General features: G+C 34.9%; 18 protein-coding genes and 5 pseudogenes. 10 read left to right on the top strand and 13 right to left on the bottom strand.

The genetic code is table 11. The features are described from left to right. Positions 1–147: 147 nt before the first annotated feature. The 6 genes from wVul_RS09095 to wVul_RS06490 all read right to left on the bottom strand — a co-directional run bounded on the left by wVul_RS09095 (position 148) and on the right by wVul_RS06490 (position 5,554). The gene (locus tag wVul_RS09095; RefSeq protein ID WP_338062141.1) at positions 148–822 is read right to left on the bottom strand and encodes an ankyrin repeat domain-containing protein; all 675 of its coding nucleotides are present in this window, start codon (positions 820–822) and stop codon (positions 148–150) included. 402 nt (positions 823–1,224) lie between these two features. Beyond that, positions 1,225–2,505: an adenosylmethionine--8-amino-7-oxononanoate transaminase gene (bioA, locus tag wVul_RS06510; protein ID WP_047759643.1), complete on the bottom strand. Its 1,281-nt coding sequence runs from the start codon at positions 2,503–2,505 to the stop codon at positions 1,225–1,227. Continuing rightward, positions 2,502–3,113, bottom strand: coding sequence for a dethiobiotin synthase (gene bioD, locus wVul_RS06505; RefSeq protein ID WP_047759642.1), 612 nt, complete (start codon positions 3,111–3,113; stop codon positions 2,502–2,504). The genes bioA and bioD overlap by 4 nt, the downstream gene beginning before the upstream one ends. Beyond that, positions 3,098–3,808: a methyltransferase domain-containing protein gene (locus wVul_RS06500; protein ID WP_161794190.1), complete on the bottom strand. Its 711-nt coding sequence runs from the start codon at positions 3,806–3,808 to the stop codon at positions 3,098–3,100. Before wVul_RS06500 ends, bioD begins: the two co-directional genes overlap by 16 nt. A gap of 10 nt (positions 3,809–3,818) precedes the next feature. Next, positions 3,819–4,472, bottom strand: coding sequence for a hypothetical protein (locus wVul_RS06495; protein ID WP_047759640.1), 654 nt, complete (start codon positions 4,470–4,472; stop codon positions 3,819–3,821). Beyond that, positions 4,469–5,554 (bottom strand): aminotransferase class I/II-fold pyridoxal phosphate-dependent enzyme, encoded by a 1,086-nt coding sequence (locus wVul_RS06490; RefSeq protein WP_238580434.1) that lies wholly within the window; start codon positions 5,552–5,554, stop codon positions 4,469–4,471. The genes wVul_RS06495 and wVul_RS06490 overlap by 4 nt, the downstream gene beginning before the upstream one ends. Before the next feature lie 86 nt (positions 5,555–5,640). On the opposite strand from wVul_RS06490, the gene bioB reads away from it, so the two are divergent. From bioB to wVul_RS06480, 3 genes are all read left to right on the top strand, one after another. Then, positions 5,641–6,591, top strand: coding sequence for a biotin synthase BioB (bioB, locus tag wVul_RS06485; RefSeq protein WP_202966486.1), 951 nt, complete (start codon positions 5,641–5,643; stop codon positions 6,589–6,591). 388 nt (positions 6,592–6,979) lie between these two features. Then, positions 6,980–7,129: a hypothetical protein gene (locus wVul_RS09090; RefSeq protein WP_153295653.1), complete on the top strand. Its 150-nt coding sequence runs from the start codon at positions 6,980–6,982 to the stop codon at positions 7,127–7,129. 9 nt (positions 7,130–7,138) lie between these two features. After that, positions 7,139–7,717: a hypothetical protein gene (locus wVul_RS06480; protein ID WP_047759637.1), complete on the top strand. Its 579-nt coding sequence runs from the start codon at positions 7,139–7,141 to the stop codon at positions 7,715–7,717. Positions 7,718–7,731: 14 nt separating this feature from the next. On the opposite strand, the pseudogene wVul_RS09085 reads toward wVul_RS06480, so the two are convergent. Continuing rightward, positions 7,732–7,867 (bottom strand): annotated as a pseudogene (locus wVul_RS09085) (IS481 family transposase); the annotation flags it as partial. A 78-nt stretch (positions 7,868–7,945) separates the two neighbouring features. On the opposite strand from wVul_RS09085, the pseudogene wVul_RS09080 reads away from it, so the two are divergent. Both wVul_RS09080 and wVul_RS09075 read left to right on the top strand, forming a co-directional pair. Continuing rightward, positions 7,946–8,746: pseudogene (locus wVul_RS09080) on the top strand (transposase family protein). A 201-nt stretch (positions 8,747–8,947) separates the two neighbouring features. After that, positions 8,948–9,085, top strand: coding sequence for a hypothetical protein (locus tag wVul_RS09075; RefSeq protein ID WP_153295409.1), 138 nt, complete (start codon positions 8,948–8,950; stop codon positions 9,083–9,085). A 56-nt stretch (positions 9,086–9,141) separates the two neighbouring features. Here wVul_RS09075 and wVul_RS06465 read toward each other — a convergent pair. After that, a pseudogene (locus wVul_RS06465) lies at positions 9,142–10,344 on the bottom strand (IS256 family transposase). A 133-nt stretch (positions 10,345–10,477) separates the two neighbouring features. Continuing rightward, a pseudogene (locus tag wVul_RS06460) lies at positions 10,478–10,801 on the bottom strand (IS4/Tn5 family transposase DNA-binding protein); the annotation flags it as partial. A 110-nt stretch (positions 10,802–10,911) separates the two neighbouring features. Between wVul_RS06460 and wVul_RS09950 the strand changes: the two are divergent. Then, positions 10,912–11,053: pseudogene (locus tag wVul_RS09950) on the top strand (IS3 family transposase); the annotation flags it as partial. An 82-nt stretch (positions 11,054–11,135) separates the two neighbouring features. Here the strand turns inward: wVul_RS09950 and wVul_RS06455 are convergent. Further along, entirely contained in the window at positions 11,136–11,363 is a 228-nt protein-coding gene (locus wVul_RS06455) for a transposase (RefSeq protein ID WP_153295514.1), read from the bottom strand. A 536-nt stretch (positions 11,364–11,899) separates the two neighbouring features. Further along, a complete protein-coding gene (locus wVul_RS06450; protein ID WP_047759636.1) occupies positions 11,900–12,646 on the bottom strand; it encodes a transporter associated domain-containing protein in 747 nt (248 codons plus the stop codon). Positions 12,647–13,120: 474 nt separating this feature from the next. Between wVul_RS06450 and hemE the strand changes: the two genes are divergently transcribed. After that, positions 13,121–14,137, top strand: coding sequence for a uroporphyrinogen decarboxylase (gene hemE / locus wVul_RS06445; protein WP_047759635.1), 1,017 nt, complete (start codon positions 13,121–13,123; stop codon positions 14,135–14,137). 1,362 nt (positions 14,138–15,499) lie between these two features. Continuing rightward, positions 15,500–16,816 (top strand): tRNA (N6-isopentenyl adenosine(37)-C2)-methylthiotransferase MiaB, encoded by a 1,317-nt coding sequence (gene miaB, locus wVul_RS06435; RefSeq protein ID WP_047759633.1) that lies wholly within the window; start codon positions 15,500–15,502, stop codon positions 16,814–16,816. Between the two features lie 66 nt (positions 16,817–16,882). Here the strand turns inward: miaB and wVul_RS06430 are convergent, their stop codons facing one another. Then, positions 16,883–17,116 (bottom strand): hypothetical protein, encoded by a 234-nt coding sequence (locus tag wVul_RS06430; RefSeq protein WP_238580433.1) that lies wholly within the window; start codon positions 17,114–17,116, stop codon positions 16,883–16,885. A gap of 138 nt (positions 17,117–17,254) precedes the next feature. Between wVul_RS06430 and ileS the strand changes: the two genes are divergently transcribed. Further along, on the top strand, positions 17,255–20,500 hold the full coding sequence (gene ileS, locus wVul_RS06425; protein ID WP_047759632.1) for an isoleucine--tRNA ligase: 3,246 nt from the start codon (positions 17,255–17,257) through the stop codon (positions 20,498–20,500). 41 nt (positions 20,501–20,541) lie between these two features. Beyond that, positions 20,542–23,277: a hypothetical protein gene (locus wVul_RS06420; RefSeq protein WP_153295651.1), complete on the top strand. Its 2,736-nt coding sequence runs from the start codon at positions 20,542–20,544 to the stop codon at positions 23,275–23,277. Here the strand turns inward: wVul_RS06420 and pheT are convergent. Next, on the bottom strand, positions 23,274–25,613 hold the full coding sequence (pheT, locus tag wVul_RS06415) for a phenylalanine--tRNA ligase subunit beta (RefSeq protein WP_047759631.1): 2,340 nt from the start codon (positions 25,611–25,613) through the stop codon (positions 23,274–23,276). The genes wVul_RS06420 and pheT overlap by 4 nt on opposite strands. Positions 25,614–25,693 lie beyond the last annotated feature (80 nt).

Below are 25,693 nucleotides of genomic sequence, written 5' to 3'. Positions count from 1 at the left end.
AATTTATATACATTATCTCCTACTTTATCCCTTCTTTGAGATCATGTACAGGTTCTAAGGGAGGGAGTAGTAGTAATACTGCTTTCCTTACCTGACCATAACAAACTGTATCAAGAGGTTCGTCACAGATAGATTAATACCTTATCATCAACGGAAATACTGCCAACCACCATCCCTCCCTGCTCTGAGGTTTTCGATGTTCGTATCATTCAGTCTTAAATCTGGCCTATTATCAGCTCGACTTGCAGATCCTGAAGCTTCCGTAATCGCTTGATTAGAGTAAAGATTACACTTATTTTTAAGCCTATGAGCCATTTTGTTTAACACTTTACTACAACAAGAAGGAGTCCTAGCACCTTTTTGATCAGAACTTAAATTTTGACAACTTTCTACATTAACACTTGCTTCACTCACTTTGTTTAACACATCGACAACATCAACATGATCATTAAACTTAGCAAAATAAAAAGGAGTATTTCCTTGCTTATTTTTTGCATGAACATCTGCTCCATGCTTCAATAGTAATTCGACTATTTTTGAGCTACCTTCCCAAGCAGCAATATGCAAAGGAGTATTTCCTTGCTTACTTTTTGCATTAACATCTGCTCCACGCCTCAATAGTAATTTGACTATTTCTGAGCTACCTTTCCGAGCAGCAAAATGCAAAGAAGTATTTCCTTGCTTACTTTTTGCATTAACATCTGCTCCTTCACTTATCAGACGTCCTACTTCATCAATATTACCTCCTTTAACAGCATCAAATAATTCAGTATTCATATCTTTGTTTGAATCGCTCATCCCATACCTACTGTAAAATTGTATTACTATGGTAAAGTTATTAATAATCCGTAAGCTATGGATAAAATTTTCTGGATTACAGCGTCACATGATAACTTATAGCCTTTCTTATAATTGACCTTGACAAGAAAAGGTAGAGGAAAAGTCAGGGATGTTTTTTGCAAAAGGAACAATATGAATCAGAGGAATTCCATTCTATTTAAAGCATAAAACTATTGTAAATCTCAATTGAGTACTTAATGCCCCTAACTTACCATATTAAAAACAGAATTAAGACACAAGAAAATACAACTTTTTCTCAAACAGATTGATATTAACTTAATACAAAATATTGCTAAAAATTTAAATAATACAACCATTTCCAGCGCTTAAAACCATCCAGTGTGAGAACAAGTTTTTTTGAGATGGGTTGGTCTGGTAAAGTCACTATGAAAAAATCCTGAGAACACTTCTAATTTTGTTATAAGCTTCTTCAAGCTCTGAAGTACTGATTGAATAAGGTGGTAATAAATAAACTGAATTGCCGAGTGGTCTGATTAAAAGTCCTTGCTCTAAAAATTTTATCTTTAATGTCTGTGCATCATGAACATTAAAAGCTCCTATTGTGCCAGTAACACGTGTATGCTCGACGTTCTTACAAGCTTCAGACAAATTTACTAATTCCTTTTTGTGTATACTATGAATCCTCTTAATTGACTCCATGGTATCGTGCTTAACTAATAAGTCTAAAGAAGCAACTGCAGCTGCACAACCTAAGGGATTGGCAGTGTAGGAGTGACCATGAGCGAACGCTTTAGTAAAATGTTCATTTAAAAATGCTGAGTAGACTTCTTCGGTAGTAACTGTGAGAGCAAGTGGGAGAAAACCTCCTGTTAATCCTTTAGAGATACATAAAAAATCAGGTATAATTTGAGTTTGTTCAAAAGCAAAGTAAGTACCAGTACGTCCAAAGCCGGTCATAACTTCGTCACAAATTATCAAAATTCCATGCTGGCGTACTAAATTGACAACTTTTCTAACAAACTCTGGACGGCACATCCTCATACCACTTGCTCCCTGCACCAAAGGCTCTAGAATTAATGCAGCAATTTTACGAGAACCAGCACGTAAGTGACTTTCTAATACTTCCAGAGAGTGTTTTTCTTTGTTTTCTATTTCTTCATCTTTATCCCAGGTTTCTGGGAAAGGTACTGTTAAAACGGAAAACAATAGATTTGAAAATGTATCGTGAAAACCAGACTTAATACCTACACTCATCGCACCAAACGTATCTCCATGATACCCTCCTTCAAAACTCAGGAAAGTAGTTCTTTCACGGGTACCCTGATTCCACCAGTACTGATAGGCCATTTTTAGTGCTACCTCAACAGCAGTAGAACCATTGTCTGAAAAGAAAAATCTGGATAATTTATCTGGTAGTAGAGTTTTTAACTTTTCGCAAAGCGTTACTGCAGGCTCATGAGTAAAGCCTGCAAAAATTACATGTTCTAAAGTCATGCTTTGCTCATATATAGCCTGAGCAATCTTGGGATGAGCGTGACCGTGCAGATTTACCCACCAACTGGAAATCAGATCGAGGTATGGTTTATTATTCTCATCATAAAGATATGACCCGTGAGCTTTCTTAATTGCAATAGGAGGTTTGGCTACTTTCTCTTGCGTAAAAGGATGCCATATGATTTTTCTGTCACGTTCGCTTAGATTCATCTTTCCAAGATAGCTTTTAATCGATTTGAGAGTGGTGTTTGCATCAGATGTTCTCTGTCAATTTGCTGTAGTTTAGGTACTGATGCTAACACCTGTACTCTACCATAAAATTCTATTGCTTCAAGATTATCTTGACTAAGTAGTCCATTTAAGATCACCCCCAAAATAGGAACATTTCTAGCATGTAGTGCCTCTAAACTAAGCAATGTGTGATTAATTGTGCCAAGTGTGGTCCTTGCAACTAAAATTGTTGGAGTGGCAAATTTTTTGATTAAATCAACCATTAGTGTGGTTTTATTGATTGGAACTAAAACTCCTCCAGCACCCTCTATGATTAAGTTATGTGTTTTGGGCAAGCTAATACTATCGATATTAATACTATCGTTCTCCAGTGACGCTGCCAAGTGGGGAGATAGAGGTCTTTTATAAACAAAATTTTCTTTATAAACGTTGGCGTTAGTCAAATTGCTTATTTGATGACTATCTGTACCTAGAATACTTCCAGTTTGGATGGGTTTGAAATACGAATACCCAGTGTGTAGGCAGAGCCAACTGCTTATAGTAGTCTTGCCAACGTCGGTATCTGTTCCTGTTACAAAGATCTGCATCTACTTAAAATTCCAAAAAATACTTTATAGGTAACATTAATCTTGCCAGTATAGGTTTTTACGATCTTCCTTAGGTCAGGTAAAAAAATTGCTTGGCTACCTTGATTTGCTCCTAGATTCCTAAGGTATCTAATAAATTCACTTGCGCTTGGAAAACACAATGTAAATTCTTGCGAGTCGAAAAAATATTTTTTTGGCTTCAGGTGAAGTAAATAGCTTTCTAATTCTTGTTTAGATGGATACTGATGAATTGGTGCAAGTAATAGGGATTTTGTGAAGACTCTAGACCATTCATTAAATGTACCATCCAATAAACACGAAAAAACAAAGACATTTGAATTATTGTATGATTCCTTTATCATCTTTTTTAAATTGCGCACCCATTGAAGTGCTAGGTTTGAAATGACAAGATCGTGAAAGCCAAAGTCTAGTGTTTCCATATCGCCTAGGATGAATGCAACTTCCTTATACACTGCTAATTTTTCTTTTGTTCTCGCCAACATACTAGGTGATATGTCATTTAAAGTAAACTCGCTTTGTGGAAAGAAACTAAACAAAATTTCTGGAATGTAGCCTGTACCTGTACCCAAATCTAAGATAGATTGTGGATGAAATTCAGGAAGGTAACTTTTTAACAAATTGACTAGCTTTGCAGCACATTCTTTTTGAACGAAAGCTACATTATCATAAGACAAGCTTGCTCTGCTAAAATTGTCCTGTATGTATCTCTTTTGTAATTCCATTACAAAAACTTATAATTTGCTCGTACACAAAATGATGTTCACACAACCCTAAACTATGGTAACCTCTGCTATGCATAACAACTTTAACATCTTTATTGAAGTTATCATAGATAAGTTCCTGGGGTACAATTGTATCATTTGTTGCACCTAATATTAATAGTGATATGTGTGGTAGCTGATGTACTGTGGTGAGTAGCTCTAAATCCTGCATTAGTTTTGCTTTATTCAACCGATTAAAAGAGTTGTAGTTTACACCGCATCTTTTATGGAAGGATATCAGAGTATCTACTGGATCCATTTGAAAGCGCTGTGTCATTACTTTTAACTCTAACTTGCGTTTTTTGTGTAACCATAAATCAAATCCCAAAAAATTGATAAAAGCTTGTATACCGATAAGTGCGTTAAACTTTACGTTTAAAGAAGCTAGTTTTATCAGTCCAAAGGAATGTCCAATACCAATAAATGTACTATCTTTTGGCAAGTCCAGGTTTTCTTCTCCAAAATAACCGAGATCTAAACAATGGTAGGGAACTTGAGAGAAATATTTATTTATGAGAGGTTGAAAAAACTTATAATTAAATCCCCAACCGTGACAAAATACAAAGTGATAGTTCATATTTGCTGAAGAGCATGTATTAAATGGTTTAGGTTACTTTCAGTATGATTCACATTGAGTGCAATACGTAGTCTTGATGTTCCAGGAGGAACAGTAGGTGGACGTATAGCAGAAACAACCAATCCTTGTTTCAAAAGCTTTTCTTTTGCACTCATTACAGTATCCTCATCACCTAGAATTATTGGTATAATGTGTGTAACTGAATCACCTGTGTTAAATCCAAGGTTTTGCAGGTTATTTCTCAAATTTGCAGCCTTAAAGGATAAAGCCTGACGTTGATCAGTAAGATGGGGCACTAAATCCCAACCTTTGACTGCTGCGCCAATTACCATCGGAGAAAGAGAGGTTGAATAGATAAACCCTGAGCATTGATTGATGAGATAGTTCTTTATAATATTAGAACAAGCAACATACGCACCAAAGCACCCTAAAGCTTTACTAAAAGTACCTAAGACTAGATGCGGAATTTCCTGAAGGTCAATGTTGGTAGATAAGCCATACCCATTATGACCAATAATACCTGTTGCATGTGCTTCATCTAAATATAGAAAAGCTTCATATTTTTTACTAAGAGCAAAGATTTCCTCTATCGATACAATATCTCCGTCCATACCGAAAATTGTTTCAGTAACAATGAACTTCGATCTTAAGTCATTTTTGAATTTTGTAAGTAAATTACTTAAATGATCCATATCATTATGTCGATACCGTACAAGCTCAGCATGGCTTAAAAATATAGCTTGATATAAACTTGCATGATTTAATTTATCAAAAAAGACAATAGGTTTATTACCCAATACTGATTGATCTAATAAGCTTGCAAGAGCAGTTATATTGGCCTGAAAACCTGAATTGAAGATAAGCGCTGACTCAGTTCCTTTATCTTGGGCAATCCTCTTCTCAAGGTCTTCAAATATTTTTTTATTACCTGAGAGCAACCGAGAACCAGTGGATCCTACTCCAAACTGTGCTCCAGAAAGCTTTGCTGCATCAAACAGTACTTCTGACTGACTTAGGCCAAGGTAATCGTTAGTGGAAAAATCGATAAAGTTCTTGTCTGAGTCTAGGATAGCTTGCGGCAATTGCCGATATTTCCCTTTACTCTGTAGTATATCATAATACTTACTGTATAGTTTATACACAACCTATTTATCAAGAAGGAGCTTAAATCATGACAAAAAAGTGGACTTTTGCCAAGGCAGACCAAATCTTTAATCTTCCATTTCCTGAGCTAATTTATACAGCACAAACAGAACATAGGAAGCAATTTAATCCTAGTGAAGTGCAAATTAGTACACTTTTAAGTATTAAAACAGGTAGCTGCCCAGAAAATTGCTCTTACTGTCCTCAGTCAGCACACTACAACACCGGGCTGCAGAAAAAGCCTTTATTAGAAATTGCTGAGGTGATTGAAGCAGCAAAATGTGCAAAGAAAGCTGGAAGCACCCGTTTCTGTATGGGGGCAGCTTGGCGTGGTCCACGTGATCAAGATTTAAAAGTTGTTTGCGAAATGATTAGAGAAGTGAAAAAATTGGGTCTTGAAACGTGTGTGACTCTTGGGTTGTTAAAAGCTTATCAAGCTAATATGCTAAAGGGAGCTGGTTTAGACTTTTATAATCATAATATTGACACATCTGAAGAATATTATAATAAGGTCATAACTACACGTACTTTTCAAGATCGCTTGAAGACATTAGAGTACGTGCGCGCATCTGGAATTAAGGTCTGCTGTGGCGGCATTCTTGGCATGGGTGAAACTAATGAAGATCGAATAAAAATGTTAGTTCTTCTTGCTAACTTGGATGAGCCTCCAGAATCAGTACCAATTAATATGCTAATAAAAATTCCTGGAACTCCTCTTGAGAATGTGGCTGATGTTGATCCATTTGATTTTGTTCGTACTATTGCAATAGCCAGAATTATGATGCCAAAATCTTATGTACGTTTATCAGCTGGGCGAGAAAAAATGTCAGATGAATTGCAAGCACTGTGCTTCCTTGCTGGCGCTAATTCAATTTTTTACGGTGAAAAGCTACTTACAACTCAAAATCAAGTACCTGAACAAGACAATCGTCTATTTCAAAGATTGGGACTACAAAAATTACACATAGAACATTAAAGGAATTTCTGCATTGACAGAAAAAAAAGATCTATTTTTACTACAAATTTGCCTCAAATTTTCTTTCCATCCTCGGATGAATCGTTATTGACTTAACAACATGTATTATTAATAAATTAAATAACTCAACTATTTCCAGCGCTCAAAACCAAGGGCAGTGTTATCTAAGTGGAGAAAGTCACCTCTCCCCACCATAAGTGTTGAAAGTGGTACTGAAAGGATATAAAGAGCTATTATTACAAAAAAACGGAGGTAATAATGGATCAAATAGAAGTAATACTAAAATTAATAAAAGATGAGGACCTAGAAAGATTGGGAAAAATAAGTGAGGTAGATAACTAAACTATTGGGCAAAATTATATTTAAAGGTCTAATGAAGCTAATATTAATGGGGCAGAAAACAAGCCTAAGAGCGCTAGAAATGGTAATAAACAGATGTATAATAGATAAAAATGATGATGAAAGTACAGTAACATACAGTGGCTTATCGAAAAGGTTAAAAGTTCTGATTATTTTAAAGGGATATATATCGATTTAGTAAATAAAGTTGAAAAATTATTACCTAAAAAAACATCTAATAACTTACATAGATTTAATCATAAATTTATCAGGTTATCTTATAAAAGATGGGTTAAAAGTAGGTGATGACAGTCAAGTGAAAGTCAGTGTTGGATTAAAGGAGCAATTACCGACAAGCATAAGATTTTGTAAAGGGCAAGAAGAAGGTAGCGAAGATATAGCATTGGTAAGAGCAATTAATGAAGCTAAAGTTGAAAAAGAGGGTATTTTATTATTTGATAGGGGAATTGCAAAAACTGGAACTTTCGTTGAGTTTGATGAAAAGAAATATAAATTTATTACAAGAATTCACCTAAAAAGAAGGTATGACATTATACGAAAGAATGGAATTGCTCAAAAGCAACAACCAGATGGATCAGAAATTTTGGAAGATATAACAGTAAATCTCTATCAAGCAAAAAGTAAAGTAGCAGAAAAGCATGACCTACGTTTAATAAAAATGCGAAACAAGACAGGAAATGAAATATGGTTTTTGACCAACTTGTTTGAAATGCCAGCTTATGAAGTAACAGAACTATATAGGTGTACTAGACACAACTTAATCTGACAGGCATAAATTAACTAACAGAAGAATTGAAAACTAATATCAGTCTCTTGTTTAATGTTACTAATATTTTTCTGGAAAGCAATGTGTTTGCTATCAAGAAAAGTCTGCATAGCCATAGCAATATTTACCTGAGTGAGGTCCGCTCTCATTAGACCTGCTGCAAAAGGTGATTGAAAAAATGATGGGAGAGAGGTAGAAGAAGAATCAGCAGATTGAGTAAGGTAAAAAATGAGCTTTAGTTACTATAATATGAGGAAACACCGAAGAAACTTTCGTAATATAACAGGTTTAACTATAGAGGAGTTCGAAAAAGTAGTGGAAAAAGTGAGGTCTGGATGGGAAAAGCTTGAAAAACAGAAAAAGTGCCATGGTAGAACTACCAACTCTGGAAATTTTGTGTAATTTTGTACTATCGCACTTACATAACACATAGATTTTTAGGATGCCTATTCAATGTGCACAACGCAAATGTATGTAGGTTACTTAAGAGAATAGAGCCATTACTCGCCAAAAAAGTGACTATAACAAAAGATAGAAGTATGACACCAGAAAAAATACTGAAAATTCTGGCTGATGTTACAGAACAGCAAATACAGAGGCCAGAAGATAGTAAAAACGGATATTCAGGAAAAAAAAGAACCAACACTATGAAAACTGAGATTATTATCGAAGAAGGAGGAAGAATTTTATCAGTGTCAAAGTCATATCGTGAGCGATTTTCGCATAAGGAAACAAGAAAAATATCTACCACTCGATAGCATAAAATATGCCGATTCTGGATATCAAGGTTGGCAAAAATTGCAAAGCAATGTTATAATTCCATATAAAAAGTATCGTAAAAAGCCATTAACTCCAGAGCAGAAAGAGCATAATAGAAGATTAGCATCATTTAGAATGAGAGTAGAAAGTAAGATCCGAGAGATAAAGATATTTAAGATTATGTCGAATGTTTATCGCAATTTTCAGAAAAAATATAACCTGAGGTTCAATATTATTGCTGGTATTGTGAATCTTAAGCACTCCTTTTAGTTAACCTTGATTTTAGTCACCCTCCATCGCTTGATTCGCAGCAGGTCTTAAGGTACGTTGGAACAAGTCAACAAAGGCGAGAATTAACGGAAGATACAAAGGAAGTCGGACTGATTGATAGTACTCAGAGTGTGGGAAACAAGGGGAAGCGATCAGCGGTATAGTTAGGGATTGTTACACCAACACAACAGAGGTTGGGATATGATGCAAGGAAAACTAAATCAGATAGCAGTAATCAAAGATGCTGTGAATGCTACACTGAAGAGCCGTATGCGGGAAATTCGCAAGTACGGTTCTGTTGGGGGGATCATAGCAACTAAACCTAATAGGAGGATTTAAAGTTATGATCGGGAGTGTTAAAGGGAGTGTTAAATAAACTGTGTCAAACCACATTTTTAGCTCAACTGAATTTTCAATCTGTTAGGAAAGAAAATATCAAGCTGAGAAATAGTTAATGCCCAATTAGGCAAAGCCATGACCCATTTTTGCTCTACTTTTTTTATAGCACAATATACCTGTTTGTACAAGGCGTTTGTGTTGGTAAATGAGCCTTTGGTCTTAGTAAATTTTCTGATCTGCCTATGCAGCCCCTCAATAGGATTAGTAGTATAAATTAACTTTCTAACTGGACCTGAATACTTGAAATAACTGGACAAATTTTCCCAATTATTCTGCCAAGATTTTACAACTAACGGATACTTTTCGCCCCATTTTTCTTCCAGCTCAAGCAAATAATTTTCAGCAATTTCTTTACTTGTAGCACGATATATTTTTTTCAAATCATTCATAAAAACTTTCACATCTTTGCTAGATACATATTTCAATGAATTTCTTATCTGATGCACTATACATAGCTGTACTTCTGCATTAGGAAACACATTATTTATTGCTGTAGGAAAGCTTTTTAGTCCATCTACACAAGCTATCAGAATGTCCTCTATACCTCTCTCTTTTAGGTCATTTAATACACCCAACCAGAAGTTAGCTCCTTCGCTTTCAGCTAAATAAAAGCCCAGTACTTCTTTTTTACCATTTTGGTCTATGCCCAATATATTGTACATACATTTACTTACACAATGCCCATCCTCCTTGACCTTAAAAAACATGCCATCCATGAACACTATCGGGTATACAGATTGCAGTGGGCGACTGCGCCATTCATTGATTATCGGTAGCAATTTGTCGGTAATACTTGATATTTCTGCTGCAGATATTTTGTGATCATAAATTTCCTCAACATGTGACGCTATATCTCCATACCACTGGCAAATGTGCTTAAGACCTTTGCTTCAAGTTCGGGATGTAGGCTTGTTTGTCTTTTTCTAACTACTTGAGGTTCAAAGCTTCCCTCCCTATCTCTTGGTGTTAACAATTCAAATGAGCCTGCACTTGTACGTAAAGTTTTTCCCATTTCTTCGATTATTTTCTTCGCTTTCACCAGACAAGTGGTGTTCTATTTCACCTTCCAGACTTGCCTCAAGCAGCTTTTTTATAAACGGTGTCATCTCTTCCTGTTAGCGGTCTTCCTTCTCGTATAGACGACAGGTTTCTAATTCTTTATAATCTACCAATCCGGTAGTTTTATTTACTTGACTCATGTCAAACCTCCGTTTTTTTATATCAATTATATTTTTATTTCTTGGTTTGACACAGTTTTCCCCTATCAGGAGGTAACTTACATGCCGTTGATCACCTTATATCACGCCATTTTTGATACTTTCAACACTTATGCCCCAACCCGCTTGTTTTTTTGTGGCCAGTATATGAAAGAAAACTTGTATCTTGAATTACAATAATTCTTTTATAATCTTTTGCTCTTTCAACAGTTTTTGTAATATGTGATGCTAAGATGTCAGCTTCTTTTATGCTCTCGTTTTGGAAAAAGCGATATGCTGCCTTTGCCTCTGACCAACTTTCACATGCTTGATTGATTGAACTTTCAGGCATATTTGCCAAGCTATCAGCAATATCTACTAATCGATCAGTTAATCTTTTATCCCCAAGTACAGCATTTCCAAATTCATTTTTAGCCCATTCATTACTCTTGCTTTCCATTTTACACCCTCAATATTTGCAAACTTTAATATTGTAATACTTTGTTTTTATGTCCATTTATATTTGTGGGTAATAGTAAGCTACTAGTCAGCCAAATAAAGTATGGGTTTACATACATAAAAACTAAGGATGGCTGGCTATATTTGGCAGCAATAATTGATCTAGTTGGCTGGTCAATGAGTAGCTAAGCGATTAGTTATAGATGCTTTATTGATGGCTGTTGATAAGCGCAAACCCGCCAAAGATCTGCTATAGCTAACCAAAGTAAGGTTTCCCCGAGTGCTAAAAAACAAAATCAATGGCAGATCAGGCCAAAAATTTGGCAGTGACTTTCTTACGTTATAGCAAACCAAAATTTCTCAATTGGATTTAAATCCGGCGAGTATGGTGGCAAAAATAAAACTTTACATTCAACACTTTCTATTAATTTTTTCGTTCTTTCAGATTTATGAAAGCTCGCATTGTCGAGAATGATCAGGTTTTTATATTGGGACAAGCCTATTTTCGATGTATGCTTCAAATATTTCGCTGTTACAATACCCATCCATGGTTTTTCCTTCATTCAGTGCTCCAATTATGCTCACTCTCCTTCTTTTTGATATCTTTTTTCCTGGTAGGTTAAGAATTGAGTTGAACTAAAAATTCGGTTTGACACAGTTTATTTAACACTCCCCCATGACATGAATGGAATGAAAGTGTATATTTATATGATTATTATTACAGCTTTATTATTTCTTGTTTATAAAATAAGAAACAACTTAGACGGATTTAAGATAGCACTATTACAGTTTACATTAGATCTTAATGACTCTTTTTTACGTTCAATTGTTTTACTATCAGGAGGTAACTTACATGCCGTTGATCACCTTATATCACGCCATTTTTGATACTTTCAACACTTATGGGGGCTAAACCCTTTTCACAATCTTCTATCTATCGTTTCTTGAACCACTCCCCTGAACGGATACTAAATGGTTGCTATATTGGGTGTATTCTCTTAACTTGACACCTATGGTTTCTCCCTACTTAAGTTGCACATCTGGCTACTGTAATCTCCCCCTTCCAAGGTAAAGTACCTTTCACCAAAAAATATTAAATTTAATTTTTGTAATCACTTAAGTCTATTATTATTTTGTTAATGCATCGTTCATTTGCATCCTTGATGATAAACTTTATACCATTTTTATACTTTATGACTTCATTTACAGAAGGTACCTTACCAGCAATTGAAAGAATCAAACCACTAAGTGTAGCATAATCCTCTTCAGAGTCACGCAACTCTATTTTTAGATTTTCCTCTATATCTTTTATAAGGGCCCTTGCCGACACTTCAAACTTACTTTGAGATAATTCAGTAATGGTGTATTCTGAATTTACCTCATTCCCGTTATCAATGTTTGGTATTAATTCTTCTATAAGATCAGTCATTGAAATTAAACCATCAGTTCCACCATACTCATCCAACACAATAGCTAGATATGATTTGGAAGATTTCATCCTAACAAAAAGATTTGTTGTTTTCATCGAGGATGGGACAAATATTACACTTTGTATAATATTTCTCAGATTAAAATTTTTATTCTTATCGAAAATAACATCTTTTACATAAAAAAAACCTATTACGTTATCAAAGTTATTCCTATAAGCTGGTATCTTAGTGTGGTAAGTACTTTTCACCTTCTTTATTACCTCATGTTTGCTTGACTCAATGTCTACTGCGCATATCTCAGTACGTGAAGTCATTATGTCCATTATACTACAATCACGGAATTTTAATAGACTATTGAATATACTAGGATCTGACAGATCATTTATTAATGCATCAGATGCACACTTTTTTAACACAGAAGTTTTATTGAAGAGGAAGAGAACAAATTCTGTATGCTATTTTTTCTACTAAGGTTCTTTTCTTATTCAATTTATTCCCTTTAATGGTGATAATGTCTTTAGATCAGATCTATCAACAAAACTGTTATTAAATGTTTAATAAGCATGTGAATAATGTCAAATTAACTTGTGAATTATTTGTTGATATCAAATACCAACAATTGATCAACAACTTTTTTAATAGCATATACATAATTTTATAACAATACATGACAATAGAGTTTTTCCATAAAAGAAAATTACTAACATTCTAAACATCTTACTTATGCACATAAATTATAAGGCAAAATCAATAGCATATAGAAGTTATTAACATATTTATCCACAAGTTAAGTAACACTAATTTTTACTAAATTTTAAGTTAATAACAATTTATTGATAGAACTATTACTACTACTATGCTTTAATATATAAAAAAGTAGATAAAATAGATTGGAAAGCACCAAACCAATAATAGTAAGAATTATTGAGCAGAATAAGCCAAATGAGAGAATGCCTATCTGGTTAATGCGCCAGGCTGGTAGGTCTCTTCCTGAGTATCGCAAAGCAGTAGAAAACATGAATAATTTCATTGAGATATGCTATAGCACAGATTTAGTGGTAGAGCTGACACTACAGCCTATAACAAGGTTTGACATGGACGCAGCGATAATTTTTTCCGACATTTTAATAATAGCTGACGTTTTGGGTTGTGATGTAAGTTTTATACGTGGTGTAGGCCCAAGAATAAAACCTATAGAAAGTGCTAAAGAGTTAAAAAGTCTGCAAGAAATTGAAGCTAAGATATTGCCAATTCTAAATGCCATAAGGAAAGTAAGAAGCCAATTATCAGCAGAAAAGTCCCTCATAGGCTTTGCTGGTGGACCGTGGACAGTAGCTTCATACATCATAGAGGGTGGTAGTAGCAAAACTTTTTCCAAGGTGCTAAATTTCTGTCCCTTGGACTTAGAGGAAATAATTAAGCAAATAACAGAAGCGACAATTATTTATCTAATCAAACAGATAGAGTTTGGAGCAGATGTTATTCAGTTATTTGATAGTAATGCTGGCGCACTTCCGTGGGAGCTTTTTGAAAGGTATGTCATCAAGCCAACAAAGGAAATTGTTTCGGCAATAAAGAATAAGTTTCCTGATTTTCCTATAATAGGTTTTCCACGCTCTGCTGGAAATCTTTATAAGGATTACTATAAGAAAACAGGTGTATCTGCAGTAAGTATAGATTATAATGTTCAAATAGAATGGGCGAAAGCAAATCTAAAAATTCCTCTGCAAGGAAACCTTAATCCTAGTCTTTTGGCCTACGATAAAGCAGAAGCAATTAAGGAAGCAGAGCGTATACTGGATTGTTTTAGAGATTTACCTTTTATATTTAATCTTGGGCATGGAGTACTTCCTGATACTCCAGTTGAAAATATTGCTACATTAGTGGATCTGGTAAGAAACTACTAAAACCCCTACATGAAAAGCCTTTATTTTGGTGAAACGAAAAAATTACTTTACAAATCTCGCCAATTCCCTTATCATAATATTGAAACTATATTATTTAACTTCCTAATCTGTGCAGATTAAAACGACAAGAAGACTTGTATTTGGCGTATTATTTTTGCACTATGTGCATGCTATGTCTTTATAAAATTTCCGGATTTTTCCCTATACAGGCTGAAATGGGCTGTTTAAGACATTACCCAACGTCAAATTTTAAAATAAAGAGTAGAATAACTAGCTACTGCGGGGGTTCCTTGTCTTTTTCTTCTATTGGTAAATTTCTTAAACATTTGTAACTTAGATTAATTGCGTTTAAAAGCAGCTAAATTGCAGTGTTTAAGACTAAAAAGCGCCGATACTGAAAATTAAACAATGACCGGGGGTTCTTTTGCCTTTTTTACAATTAGTAAATTTATTAATATTTATAGTTAAAGTAATTTAAGAGAGCCAGCGCGTGAGGCACAGCTGTACGAACATTATCTGTAGGATGCCAGTGTCAAGCACTGGAATGACATCATTATAAAGTAAATCAGTGTCTGGGCGCTGGGATGACACCAAAGAGTGCTACTTGCGTGACATCCTATCATGTCATGCCAGTACCTAGACACTGCCATCCAGTTAAGTTTACGAGTATAAAAGTAGAAATGAAAAAGTCTACTTTTTACTTTGGTTTGTGATTATAATTCTGATCGTTAAATTTTTTAAGCTGTGAAAAATTGGCTGCTATATAAGGGCAATGGATTTGTGCTATCATGGTTTGTGTAATCTTCTGAATTCTCACTAAGTGTTGATTTTTGTGAATGAGATGGGAAAGAATCAAGCCAATTCTGCGGATGAGTCACCTGACATCCCAAATAGCAAAAATTCCGTCTGATAGAATCAGAGTGTCTGTTTCTACATTCTTGATAGCAATCTTCCAGTGTACGTAGTATTGATGCCTCATTTTCACTCTGTAAAGATTGATATGTGGTTTTCCACATTTTCTTTATAAAAACCATAGGCGCCAGTTGGTTTTTAGCCTAAGAATAAAGGTCAAGTATCTGGAATTCTGGACATAAAATCCCCCTGTATAAAAAAGATAAAAAAATGCAGCGCATATACGACAGAAATTAAGTATGTGTGTGTGCACCCACTCACATACACTGAATTTTTATTGAGAAATTGACTGAAAAGTCTGCAGACGGAGATAGATTTTTGAGCTCTTAAAATACCTCTACTACTATAGTAAGGAAAGCGAGCAGGTTTGTCAAGCAATCTTTATTGGCTGTTGTACTAGAATCCAGTTTTTCGTATAATTTGCTAGGATTTGTATGAAGAATTTTAAATATGAAAGGCCTATATATTAAAACTTACGGCTGTCAGATGAACGTTTATGACTCCGTTTTAATGGAGAATATAGTTAAGCCTCTAGGGTTCAACGTTGTTAGTGATGCAGAACAAGCTGATTTGGTGATATTGAATACTTGTCATATTAGAGAGAAGGCAGCAGAAAAGCTTTACTCAGAGCTTGGAAGAATTCATTCATCAAGAAAAGAAGTGACTATAGTGGTGGCTGGGTGTGTAGCGCAAGCAGAGGGAGAAGAAGTGTTTAGAAGGGCTCCCTTTGTTGATATTGTTGTTGGTCCGCAGAGTATCGCTACTTTACCGGAGTTGATAGTAAAAGCAAGTAGAAGTAAAGGTCATGTAATAAACACTGATTTTCCTGAAGTTGCAAAGTTTGATAAATTGCCAGATGAGTGCTATGGCAATAGCCAGGGGTCTTCTGCGTTTCTTGCCATACAAGAAGGTTGTGATAAATTTTGTACGTTTTGTGTGGTACCATATACTCGCGGGGCTGAGTATTCACGACCAATAAATGAAATATTTCGTGAAGCATTAAAATTAGTTGCAAACGGAGCAAAAGAAATCAATTTGCTTGGTCAGAACGTCAATGCTTACCATGGAGAATGCGAAGGGGAAGTATGGGATTTAGGCAAGTTAGTTAGTCATATTGCTAAAATTGAAAAGCTAGAGAGGATTCGTTATACAACTTCTCATCCAAGGGATATGCACGAATCTCTCTACTTGGCACATGCGGAAGAGCCAAAACTCATGCCGTTTGTTCACCTGCCTGTGCAGTCAGGTTCGAATAAAATATTGCACGCAATGAACAGAAAGCACACTGCAGAGGAGTATTTGGAAATAATAGACAGATTTCGCAGATTGAAACCTGAAATCGAGTTTTCTTCTGATTTTATTGTTGGGTTTCCTGGAGAAACCGAAAAAGATTTTGAGGAAACTATGAAATTAGTGGAAAAAGTAAAATACGCTCAAGCTTATAGTTTTAAATATAGTCCAAGATCAGGAACACCGGGAGCGGAAAGAAAAGATCAAGTACCAGAAGAGGTTAAAACAGAGCGTCTTCTTCGTTTACAGAAATTAATTAGTGAACAACAACTTGAGTTTAATCAGAGTATGGTAGGAAAAACTATTCCTGTTCTATTCAGCGATAAAAAAGGCAAACATCAAGCTCAAATTATTGGCAAAAGCCCATATATGCAATCAGTGTGCATTGATGATCCTGATGGTAAATATAAAGATAAAATAATAAATGTAAGGGTATTGGAAGCTCGGCAGAATAGTTTATTGGGATGTGCTGCCTAATTAGAAAAAAGTGCTCCTGCGTTCTTGTACAGAAGCATTTTGTGTAGTTTTTTTCAAATTTATAAGCTATCTAGATTTAATACTTAAAGGACTATAACTCTGTGTTGCGCAATCATATGAGATTTGATATAATAGACTTGCGGGATTTTTTTTCTTTTCCCACTGATAGCGTATTTTCTCAATCTCTCCAGAATTATTGTATTCATAAAAACGCGATTCCCAAATAACGCTGCTTTTACTACTGCTTTTGTTAGCATCATGAAATTTCTGGTAAGGCCAACTGTTATTGTCTTTATTCATCTTCAACCTAAATAAATAAGTCTAGTGAATTAATATGTTGTATAATAATGTCAATACCTACCGATATTTATAGAAACAGAGTTTTTGAATTTGTAATTTTCTGGAAAGCCCTATATTCTTTGACTTTATCCGGTCAAAATGAACATAAAGCATTATCCTGATACAGTAAGTAGTCCTGATTTTTCGTCGTTAGAAAAAGAAATCATAAAATTTTGGCAGGAAAGCAAAATTTTTGAACAATCAGTTGAGAAGCGTTCTAAGGATAATTGTTTTGTCTTTTATGATGGCCCTCCATTTGCAAATGGACTTCCGCATTATGGGCATTTACTCACTGGTTTCATCAAAGACGCATTTGCAAGATATCAAACTATGCTTCAAAAAAGGGTTGAACGTAGATTTGGTTGGGATTGTCACGGATTACCGGCTGAGATGGGTGCAGAGAAAGAACTTGGAATATCGGGCAGGACTGAGATAGAGAAATTTGGCATTGAAAAATTCAATAACCATTGTCGTACTTCTGTAATGAAATTTTCATTAGAATGGGAGAAGTATGTGAATAGGCAAGCAAGGTGGGTAGATTTTCACAACGACTATAAGACCATGGATAAATCATTTATGGAGTCGGTTATGTGGGCGTTTAAGCAGCTTTACGATAAAGGTTTGGTATATGAATCAGTACGTGTTGTTCCATATAGCTGGGCGTGTGAAACCCCTCTCTCCAATTTTGAAACAAGGCTTGATAATGCATACAGAGAAAAAACTAGCAAAGCTGTAACTGTTGCATTTGAGCTTTTAGAAAACCCAAAGCAATTTAAACAAAAATGTAAGTTGCTTGCTTGGACTACAACTCCTTGGACTCTTCCTAGCAATCTGGCATTGGCGATAGGAAAGGACATCAAGTATTGTGCAGTGTCAGTCCAGCGCGTGACGCTGGAATCTATTTCTGGATCCCAGTGTCTGAGCACTGGGATGACAGGAAGTAGTGAAGGAAGTTCAATGAATGGTGAAATATACATTTTTGCTGAAAGCTACTTAGAGAAATTTATCAGCCACTCTGAACAAAACAATATTCCATATGAAAACTGCAATATAAAACTTCAAGCGAATGATCTTGCAGGTCTTTCTTATAAACCGCTGTTTGATTACTTTAAGGATACAAAAAATGCGTTCCGCGTTTTCATCGCTGATTACGTTACAGGAGAAGATGGTACCGGCATTGTGCATACTGCTCCTGGATTTGGTGAGGAAGATTTTTACCTTTGTCAAAGCCATGATATTCCAGTTATTTGTCCAATTGATAACAGTGGAAAATTTACTGCTGAAGTTTCAGATTTGGCAGGGGTTCATGTTTTTGATACCAATGATACAGTAATAAAAAAATTAAAAGAGCAAGGGAATTGGTTTAAAACTGAGCAATATATTCACAATTATCCACACTGCTGGAGAACTGACACTCCTTTGATCTATCGCACTATGCCTTCTTGGTATGTTGCTGTTACAAAATTCAAAAGCAGAATGGTAGAGCTAAATAAGAGAGTTAATTGGATACCAAACCACATTAGAGATGGTCAATTTGGAAAATGGCTTAAAGGAGCACATGATTGGTCAATTTCACGCAATCGATTCTGGGGTACGCCAATTCCTGTATGGCAATCAGATGATGCAAAATATCCAAGAGTAGATGTATATGGTTCAATGGAAGAACTGGAGAGAGATTTTAATGTTAAAATAGATGACTTGCACAGACCATTTATCGATACTTTAACGAGGCCAAATCCTGATGATCCAACAGGAAAATCAGTTATGCGTCGTGTGCCTGACGTGTTTGACTGTTGGTTTGAATCTGGCTCGATGCCATTTGCACAAGTCCACTATCCGTTTGAAAATAAAGAGTGGTTTGAAACTGCAGATTTTATCACCGAATATATAGCACAAACAAGAGGATGGTTTTATACGCTTTTTGTATTGTCTACTGCTTTGTTTGATAGGGAACCATTTAAGAACTGCATATGCCACGGTGTTGTTTTGGATGTAAAAGGGCAAAAATTGTCCAAGCGTTTGAATAACTATGCAGATCCAATGGAGGTTTTTGATAGATACGGTTCTGATGCACTGCGTTTTCTTATGCTTTCTGGATCTATTGTTTGTGGTGGTAATTTGCTACTCGATAAAGAAGGAAACTCAATACGAGATGTTCTGAAAAACGTAATAAAACCTATTTGGAACAGTTATCACTTTTTTACTATGTATGCAAATGCAGATGGAATTAAAGCTGAAGTTTGTAAGGATTATCAAAGTACTATTGATCGCTACATGATTTTCAAATGTTTTGAAGCTGTAGCAAGTATCCAAGCTTCTATGAATAACTATAACTCTCAAGAGGCTTGCAAAATTCTGATAGATTTTTTTGAAGTGCTAAATAATTGGTATATTCGTCGCAGCCGCGAGCGTTTTTGGAAAAGTGATTTGGATCAGGATAAAACTGATGCTTATAATGTTCTATATACGGTTTTTTATTACATACTAAGAGCTGCAGCTCCTTTGTTGCCACTTATAACAGAGAATATATGGCAAGGGCTTAAGTATGAAGAAACATCTGTTCATTTAGCTGATTTTCCACAATTAGAGAAGTTTGATAGTCAGCTCATTGCCAAGATGGATTTGGTAAGAGAAATATGCAATGCTGCACTCTCTATTAGAAACACGTTTAACATACGTATCAGACAGCCACTTGGTAGTATGATTATTTATCATCAGTTTTCCTGTGATTCTCTTAAAGATGAATATCAAGAGATGATAAGAGATGAGGTAAATGTAAAAAAATTAGAATTAGTAAACAGACTTGAAGATATTGCATCATTAGAGCTAAAACTAAATTTCCCACTACTTGGCAAGAAGATTCCAGACAAAATCAAGAAACTAGTTCAATACGTTAAGGAAGGGAAGTGGAAGCAAGTTGAAAACGAACAGATATTTCTGGGAGATGAAACAGAGAACTATATTATAGAAAAAGGTGAATATGAACTATTGTTAAAAGCAAACAGTGAATATTCTTCTGTATTTGATAACAATAAAGGAATTGTTATTCTGAGCACTGAGCTCAATGATGAACTAATTCTAGAAGGGCTCGCGAGAAATATTGTGAGGCTTATTCAAGAAACTAGAAAACAAGCTGATTTCCACATATCAGATAGAATCAGAGTAATAATCAAAGCAGAAGATGAGAAAGTTAAAGAGGCAATAAATAGGTGGGGTGAGTATATAAAAGAGCAGACTCTTTCTTTATCTTTAGAGGTTAATATAGAAATCGGAACTGATTTCTATTCTAAAGGATACCAAGATTTGACAGTTGGTATTAAGTTAATAAAGTTGCAAAGTTATTGATATTTATGCTATACTTAGGTTACTTGAGGTGAGATTATGATATGAATAAGGCTGTTGCAGATAATTATGAAGAAGTTGTTAACAATAGTGATGGTTTAGGTAAAGTACAATCTATTTCCAATGTTGCTATGGAAGAGGAAGAAGAGTTTTTTGATGCTATGGAAGCTGTTTCTAGTGTAGAAGAAGAGAGTGATTTAGGCCTTGTTGCTTCAGAAGAGGAGGAAGAGTTTTTTGATGCTGTGGAAAGACAAGAACCGTTAGCTAATCTTAACATTCCACTCAGTATATTTCATTATAAAGATTATAATTCTGACTTTTTTACCTCCTGGTATAATATGTCAAGCGAAATATTGAAAGAAATAAACAGAGCTTGCCCAGAGAAAAAAGTATTAAATTTAGCTCTGTCAGTTTTAATGCTTCCTTATATTGCTTTTACTGCACTGGGATTAGTCGTATGTAGTAGATTTAAAGCAAACAGCAAGAAACAAGAAGGCGTAGGGGAAGATAAGACAAAAAAGAGTGAAACCGGTGTATCAAAAAGATTGGCATATGGTGTTCTTGCTGCAATAGCAATTTTTGTTAATGTGACTGTACTTGTAACTTTGGTTGTTCCTGCAACAATTGCTTTGGCTACTTTTTATCTTTTAAATAGAGATTTATCTCACTCTTTAGTTGCTGCTCTTGAAATAAGTATGGGGCGGTATTCTAATAAGCATCAAAATATTGAGGTGTCTTTTCATGAAAAGGAAGTTTCTGGACCAAATATTGCGTGGGATATGGAAATAAAGTTTCCACCACAATTTAAACAATTACTTAGAGACTTATGTGAGAATGAAAATAATAAGTGGTTTAGTGTAACGCGGGATTCGGAGCATAATATCGTACTGAAATTGTCAACTAACATCAATTTAAAAAATGGTCTTAAGCCCTTACGCAATGAAGTCAAGAATGTGCTTGCAACTTCGATCCAAGAATGCGCAAAAACTATGGAAGAGCTGATGAAGGTAGAAAGGAAAGAGATTACATATGATAAGCTGAAGGAATTGTTAAGCGAGTTCAGGTTAAAAGTGGTGAGTAGCATAGATTCTAAGTTGACAACTCACTTAATAGAAAATGCTTATCAAGTTGCTTTTATACAAGCAGTTAAGTTTCAGCAAAGTAGACGTGGAAAAGATTTTTCGCTGGAAGATGAGCTAAAAAATACTTTAGTGAGGCAAGAATTAGAAAGTCAAGGTAGGGAATTACCAGATGAGAAAGGAGTGATAATAAGAGATCTGAAAAAAGCAGGAGCAAAAGTACCAGATGCTTTAGACGATAGTGAGCTTCCTGTATTTAAAGCAGAGTGGGAACGGCTTATACAAGAAGGGAAAATAACTAAGAAAACAATAATTGATGTTTATAAGGATACATATCCTGGAAAAACAGAGGAAGTTCTAAATAATGCTGAAAATAGAATTAAGGATTTAAAAGAAGAAGGACAAGAAAGATATATTAGGATACATGAAAAATTGAAAGCAATATATGATAAAGGAAAAAATAACTTAACAAATGATGATTTAAAAAGGAAATTAGAAGGTCTTTTTAAGTTCGAGTATGATGATCGAGAAGTTGAGCAAAGGCTAGTAAAATCAGTAATGAAAAAAGCAAAGGGTGAGTTAAGCCTATTAGGCACGCTAAGCTTAATAGACCAGTTTCGAAGTTTAGAAGAGGAAGGTCCTTTTAGCAAGAAAAGTTTAAAAGAAGATTCAGATAAAGTAAATGACTTTATAGCAAAGATATATTTAGAAATAACGAAATGTAAAATACAAAATTTATTCAAAGGCCAAACAAAGGGTATAGAGAATTCGTGTAAGCTATTAAAAAGGGAGGCACCAGATCTAGTAAAAAGGATTAATGCGCATCGAGCAGAAATTGCAAAATGCTTGGAACAACCTGCACTGTTGAGAGAAATAATAGAAGGAAATGAGGATTTAAATAAGTACTTAGAAGATGAGCAAAAGATAAGAGGAGAAAAGCATCCAAATACAAAATTAATAGAGAAGCACTTGAAAGATAACCAAGAAATTCTAAAAGCACTAGAACAATTAGAATTAGAGAAAAAAGAATTATTGATAAATGAAGAAACAAAAAATAATTATAGAGAAGAGTTAGAATCTCGTGAAAAAATAAAATTTGCAACAATAGAGAATAATTTACTAAAGGCATTCGAGCATGAGACTTTTAGTGAAGAAGCAGTTAAAAAGTTATTAGAGAAAGCGGAACTTGAGTACTATTTGGCAGAAAGATGCATCAAACATCCTGTAATTAAAACAAAAGATAATATCAAACATTTTTGTCAAGATTTATTGTCTCCTTTAATAAATAGGTTGGTGGAAAATATAGTAAATAATGTACCAAAAAGCGATAAGAGTTCATGGCTGCAACCTATAAAAGCTATTCAGACAGGTTGGGGATATATTAGAACAGGCCTTATCGTTGCAATATATGGGGATGAGAGTATAGAAGGAAAAGCGTTAGATGTGGCACATGATACTCATAAGGAAGTAGAGACATTTCTTAAGCATTTTCAGTCAAGTTATGAGAAAGCTGGGACTTTTTTAGGTGATTTATTTTCTGATGAAGGAGAAAAATTTAAAAATGATGTATGGCCTAAAATAGAAGAGCATTTGCGTGGAATGTGGGATAGATTTTTTAAGGATATTGAATTTAAGATTGGAAATAGATTAGATGAAGTAAGTGTGACACAGCAACGACCGGAAATTATGATTATGGCTTAATGATGAGTTCTCAAAGTTCCTTCGGTATTTTCACACACTAAGTTGACTATCATATTTGATTCTTTTTGGATTTCCTTTTCAGTTAAAGTGTGAGTTGGAGAGCAGAAAGTAACTGACAATGCTATGGATATCTTGTTCATTCCCATGGTATTTCCGTGGTATACGTCGAATATCAAAACTTCTGTGATAAGCTCTGAGCTTTTTTTCACCATATTGACTATACTACCTGCTGTTATGTCTTTATTCACAATAAACGCAAAATCGCGCTTTACACTTTGATATTTATAATCGATAAATTTTTTTCTACTTACAGGTAAATTTTCAATATTTTCTAGTATTACCTCAAAACCTACAACTTTTTGTTTGATGTTAAAGAAATCTAGTATACTTGGATGAAGTTCCCCAAAATAACCAACTATTTTACTTTTGAAAGAAAAGGTACCTGACTTTCCTGGGTGGTAATATTCTTTTTCTGCCCTCTCTATCGTTAAGCTATCACAATTGATGTTAAGAAATTCCAAAGCCGTTATGAGGTCAGCCTTTGCGTCAAAAACATCTACTTTCCTATCAGTATTATAATGGTTTCGCGGTAAATTATTTCCTGTTCTTATTCCACTTAAAACATGTTTAGACTGAGCTTCATCATCATAAATCGGCCCAATTTCGAAGATTGCAAGATCAGATACTCCATGGGCAATATTATCAGCAGTGACTTGCAATAAATTTGGCATAATACTTGGTCTCATCATATTAAAGTTATTGTTAAACGGATTATCGATGATAAATAACTTATTCGAGTAACCAAATTTTTCAGCTGTTGATTCACTCATAAACGACCAGGTTAGCACTTCATGAAACCCTCTGTTTGTCATCAAAATACGCAAATTGTCGTATGTACTATCTACTTCTTCAACATTATTTGGTAGTGATTCTTCTTTTATTTTGTCATAGCCGTATATCCTTGTTACTTCTTCAATTAGGTCAGCAGGTATAGTTACGTCCGGTCTCCAGCTTGGCACTTGTACATCCCAATTGCCTTCGGTTTTTTTATCAATACTAAACCCTAGTTTCGTTAAGATATCGAACACTTTATCAGGCGATACAGACACACTTCCTAATTTGTTTGCATTCTGATAATCAAAGCTCACCTTGGTGTCAGCCCTATCTAAGCTGCCAGCAGACACTACGCTTGAGGTTTCTCCACCACATAAGTCCGAGATCATTTTAGCTGCAAGATTGAGTCCCTCAAGGGTAAATCCAGAATCAACTGAACGTGCAAATCTGTAACTAGCTTCTGTGGAGATGCCAAATTGCCTTGAAGATTTAGTGATAGAGATGGGGTCAAACCAAGCAGACTCTAAAAAGATATCAGTAGTTTCAAAAGTGCATTCACTGTACTTACCACCTATAATTCCAGCAATTCCATGAACATTTTTATCATCAGAAATAACACTTATGTCTTTATTTAATGAGTACTCTTTATCATTTAAACCAACAAATTTTTCTCCCTTAGTTGCTTTGCGTACTACGAGCTCTCCTTCTATTTTTTTTGCATCATATGCGTGCATTGGGCGCCCGAAAGATATCATAATGTAATTAGTAATATCAACTATTGCAGAAATGGAGCGCATTCCTATCGATTCCAATTTATCTTTTAGCCACTTTGGGCTTTCTTGATTTTTCACATTGGCGATGTATATTCCACTAATAAAACTTTCCCCGTCATTCACTTCAACATCGATTGGTGAATTTATGGAGCTGGTAAGTTGTGGAACGCTTAAAGTCTTTAATATTCCAATTCTAGCTGCTGCTAGATCACGTGCTATTCCATAAACACCTAGGCAATCTCCACGATTTGGAGTAACATTTATATCAATTACAGGATCGCAATTGAAAAATTTATCTCCTGTTTTATAATCATCAGAAAGCTCGATTATTCCTTCACTTTCCTCTTGAGTCAGCGCAAGTTCAGAAGCAGAACAGAGCATTCCTTCACTTAGCACTCCTCGTATTTTTGCAGGCTTAATTGTGAAATCGCTTTCTGGTAATGTGCTACCAAGAGATGCAAGTACAGTTTTCATATTTTCTCTAACATTCTGTGCTCCACAGACTATCTGCAGAATTTTACTTCCATTGTCTACTTTACATAGTTTTAATTTATTAGCATTTTGGTGAGGTGCAACTTCTAGTACTTCTGCAACAACAAACCCGGCCAATTTGGAATTATCGACCACATTTTCTACTTCCAGCCCTATATGGGTTAACTTATCAGTGATTTCTTCTAAATTGGCATTGGTTTCTAAGTGCTCTAATAACCAAGATAATGTGAACTTCATCTATTTAATAAGAAATAAAAAAGTTATTGTAATGTAAAATATAATGATTTTAAAGTTTGTTGTAGTGGAATACTTCTACA

The sequence above is a fragment of the Wolbachia endosymbiont of Armadillidium vulgare str. wVulC genome (assembly GCF_001027565.1).
In the GTDB taxonomy this organism is placed as follows: Bacteria; Pseudomonadota; Alphaproteobacteria; order Rickettsiales; family Anaplasmataceae; genus Wolbachia.
This window is presented reverse-complemented; position numbering and strand designations above follow the sequence as displayed.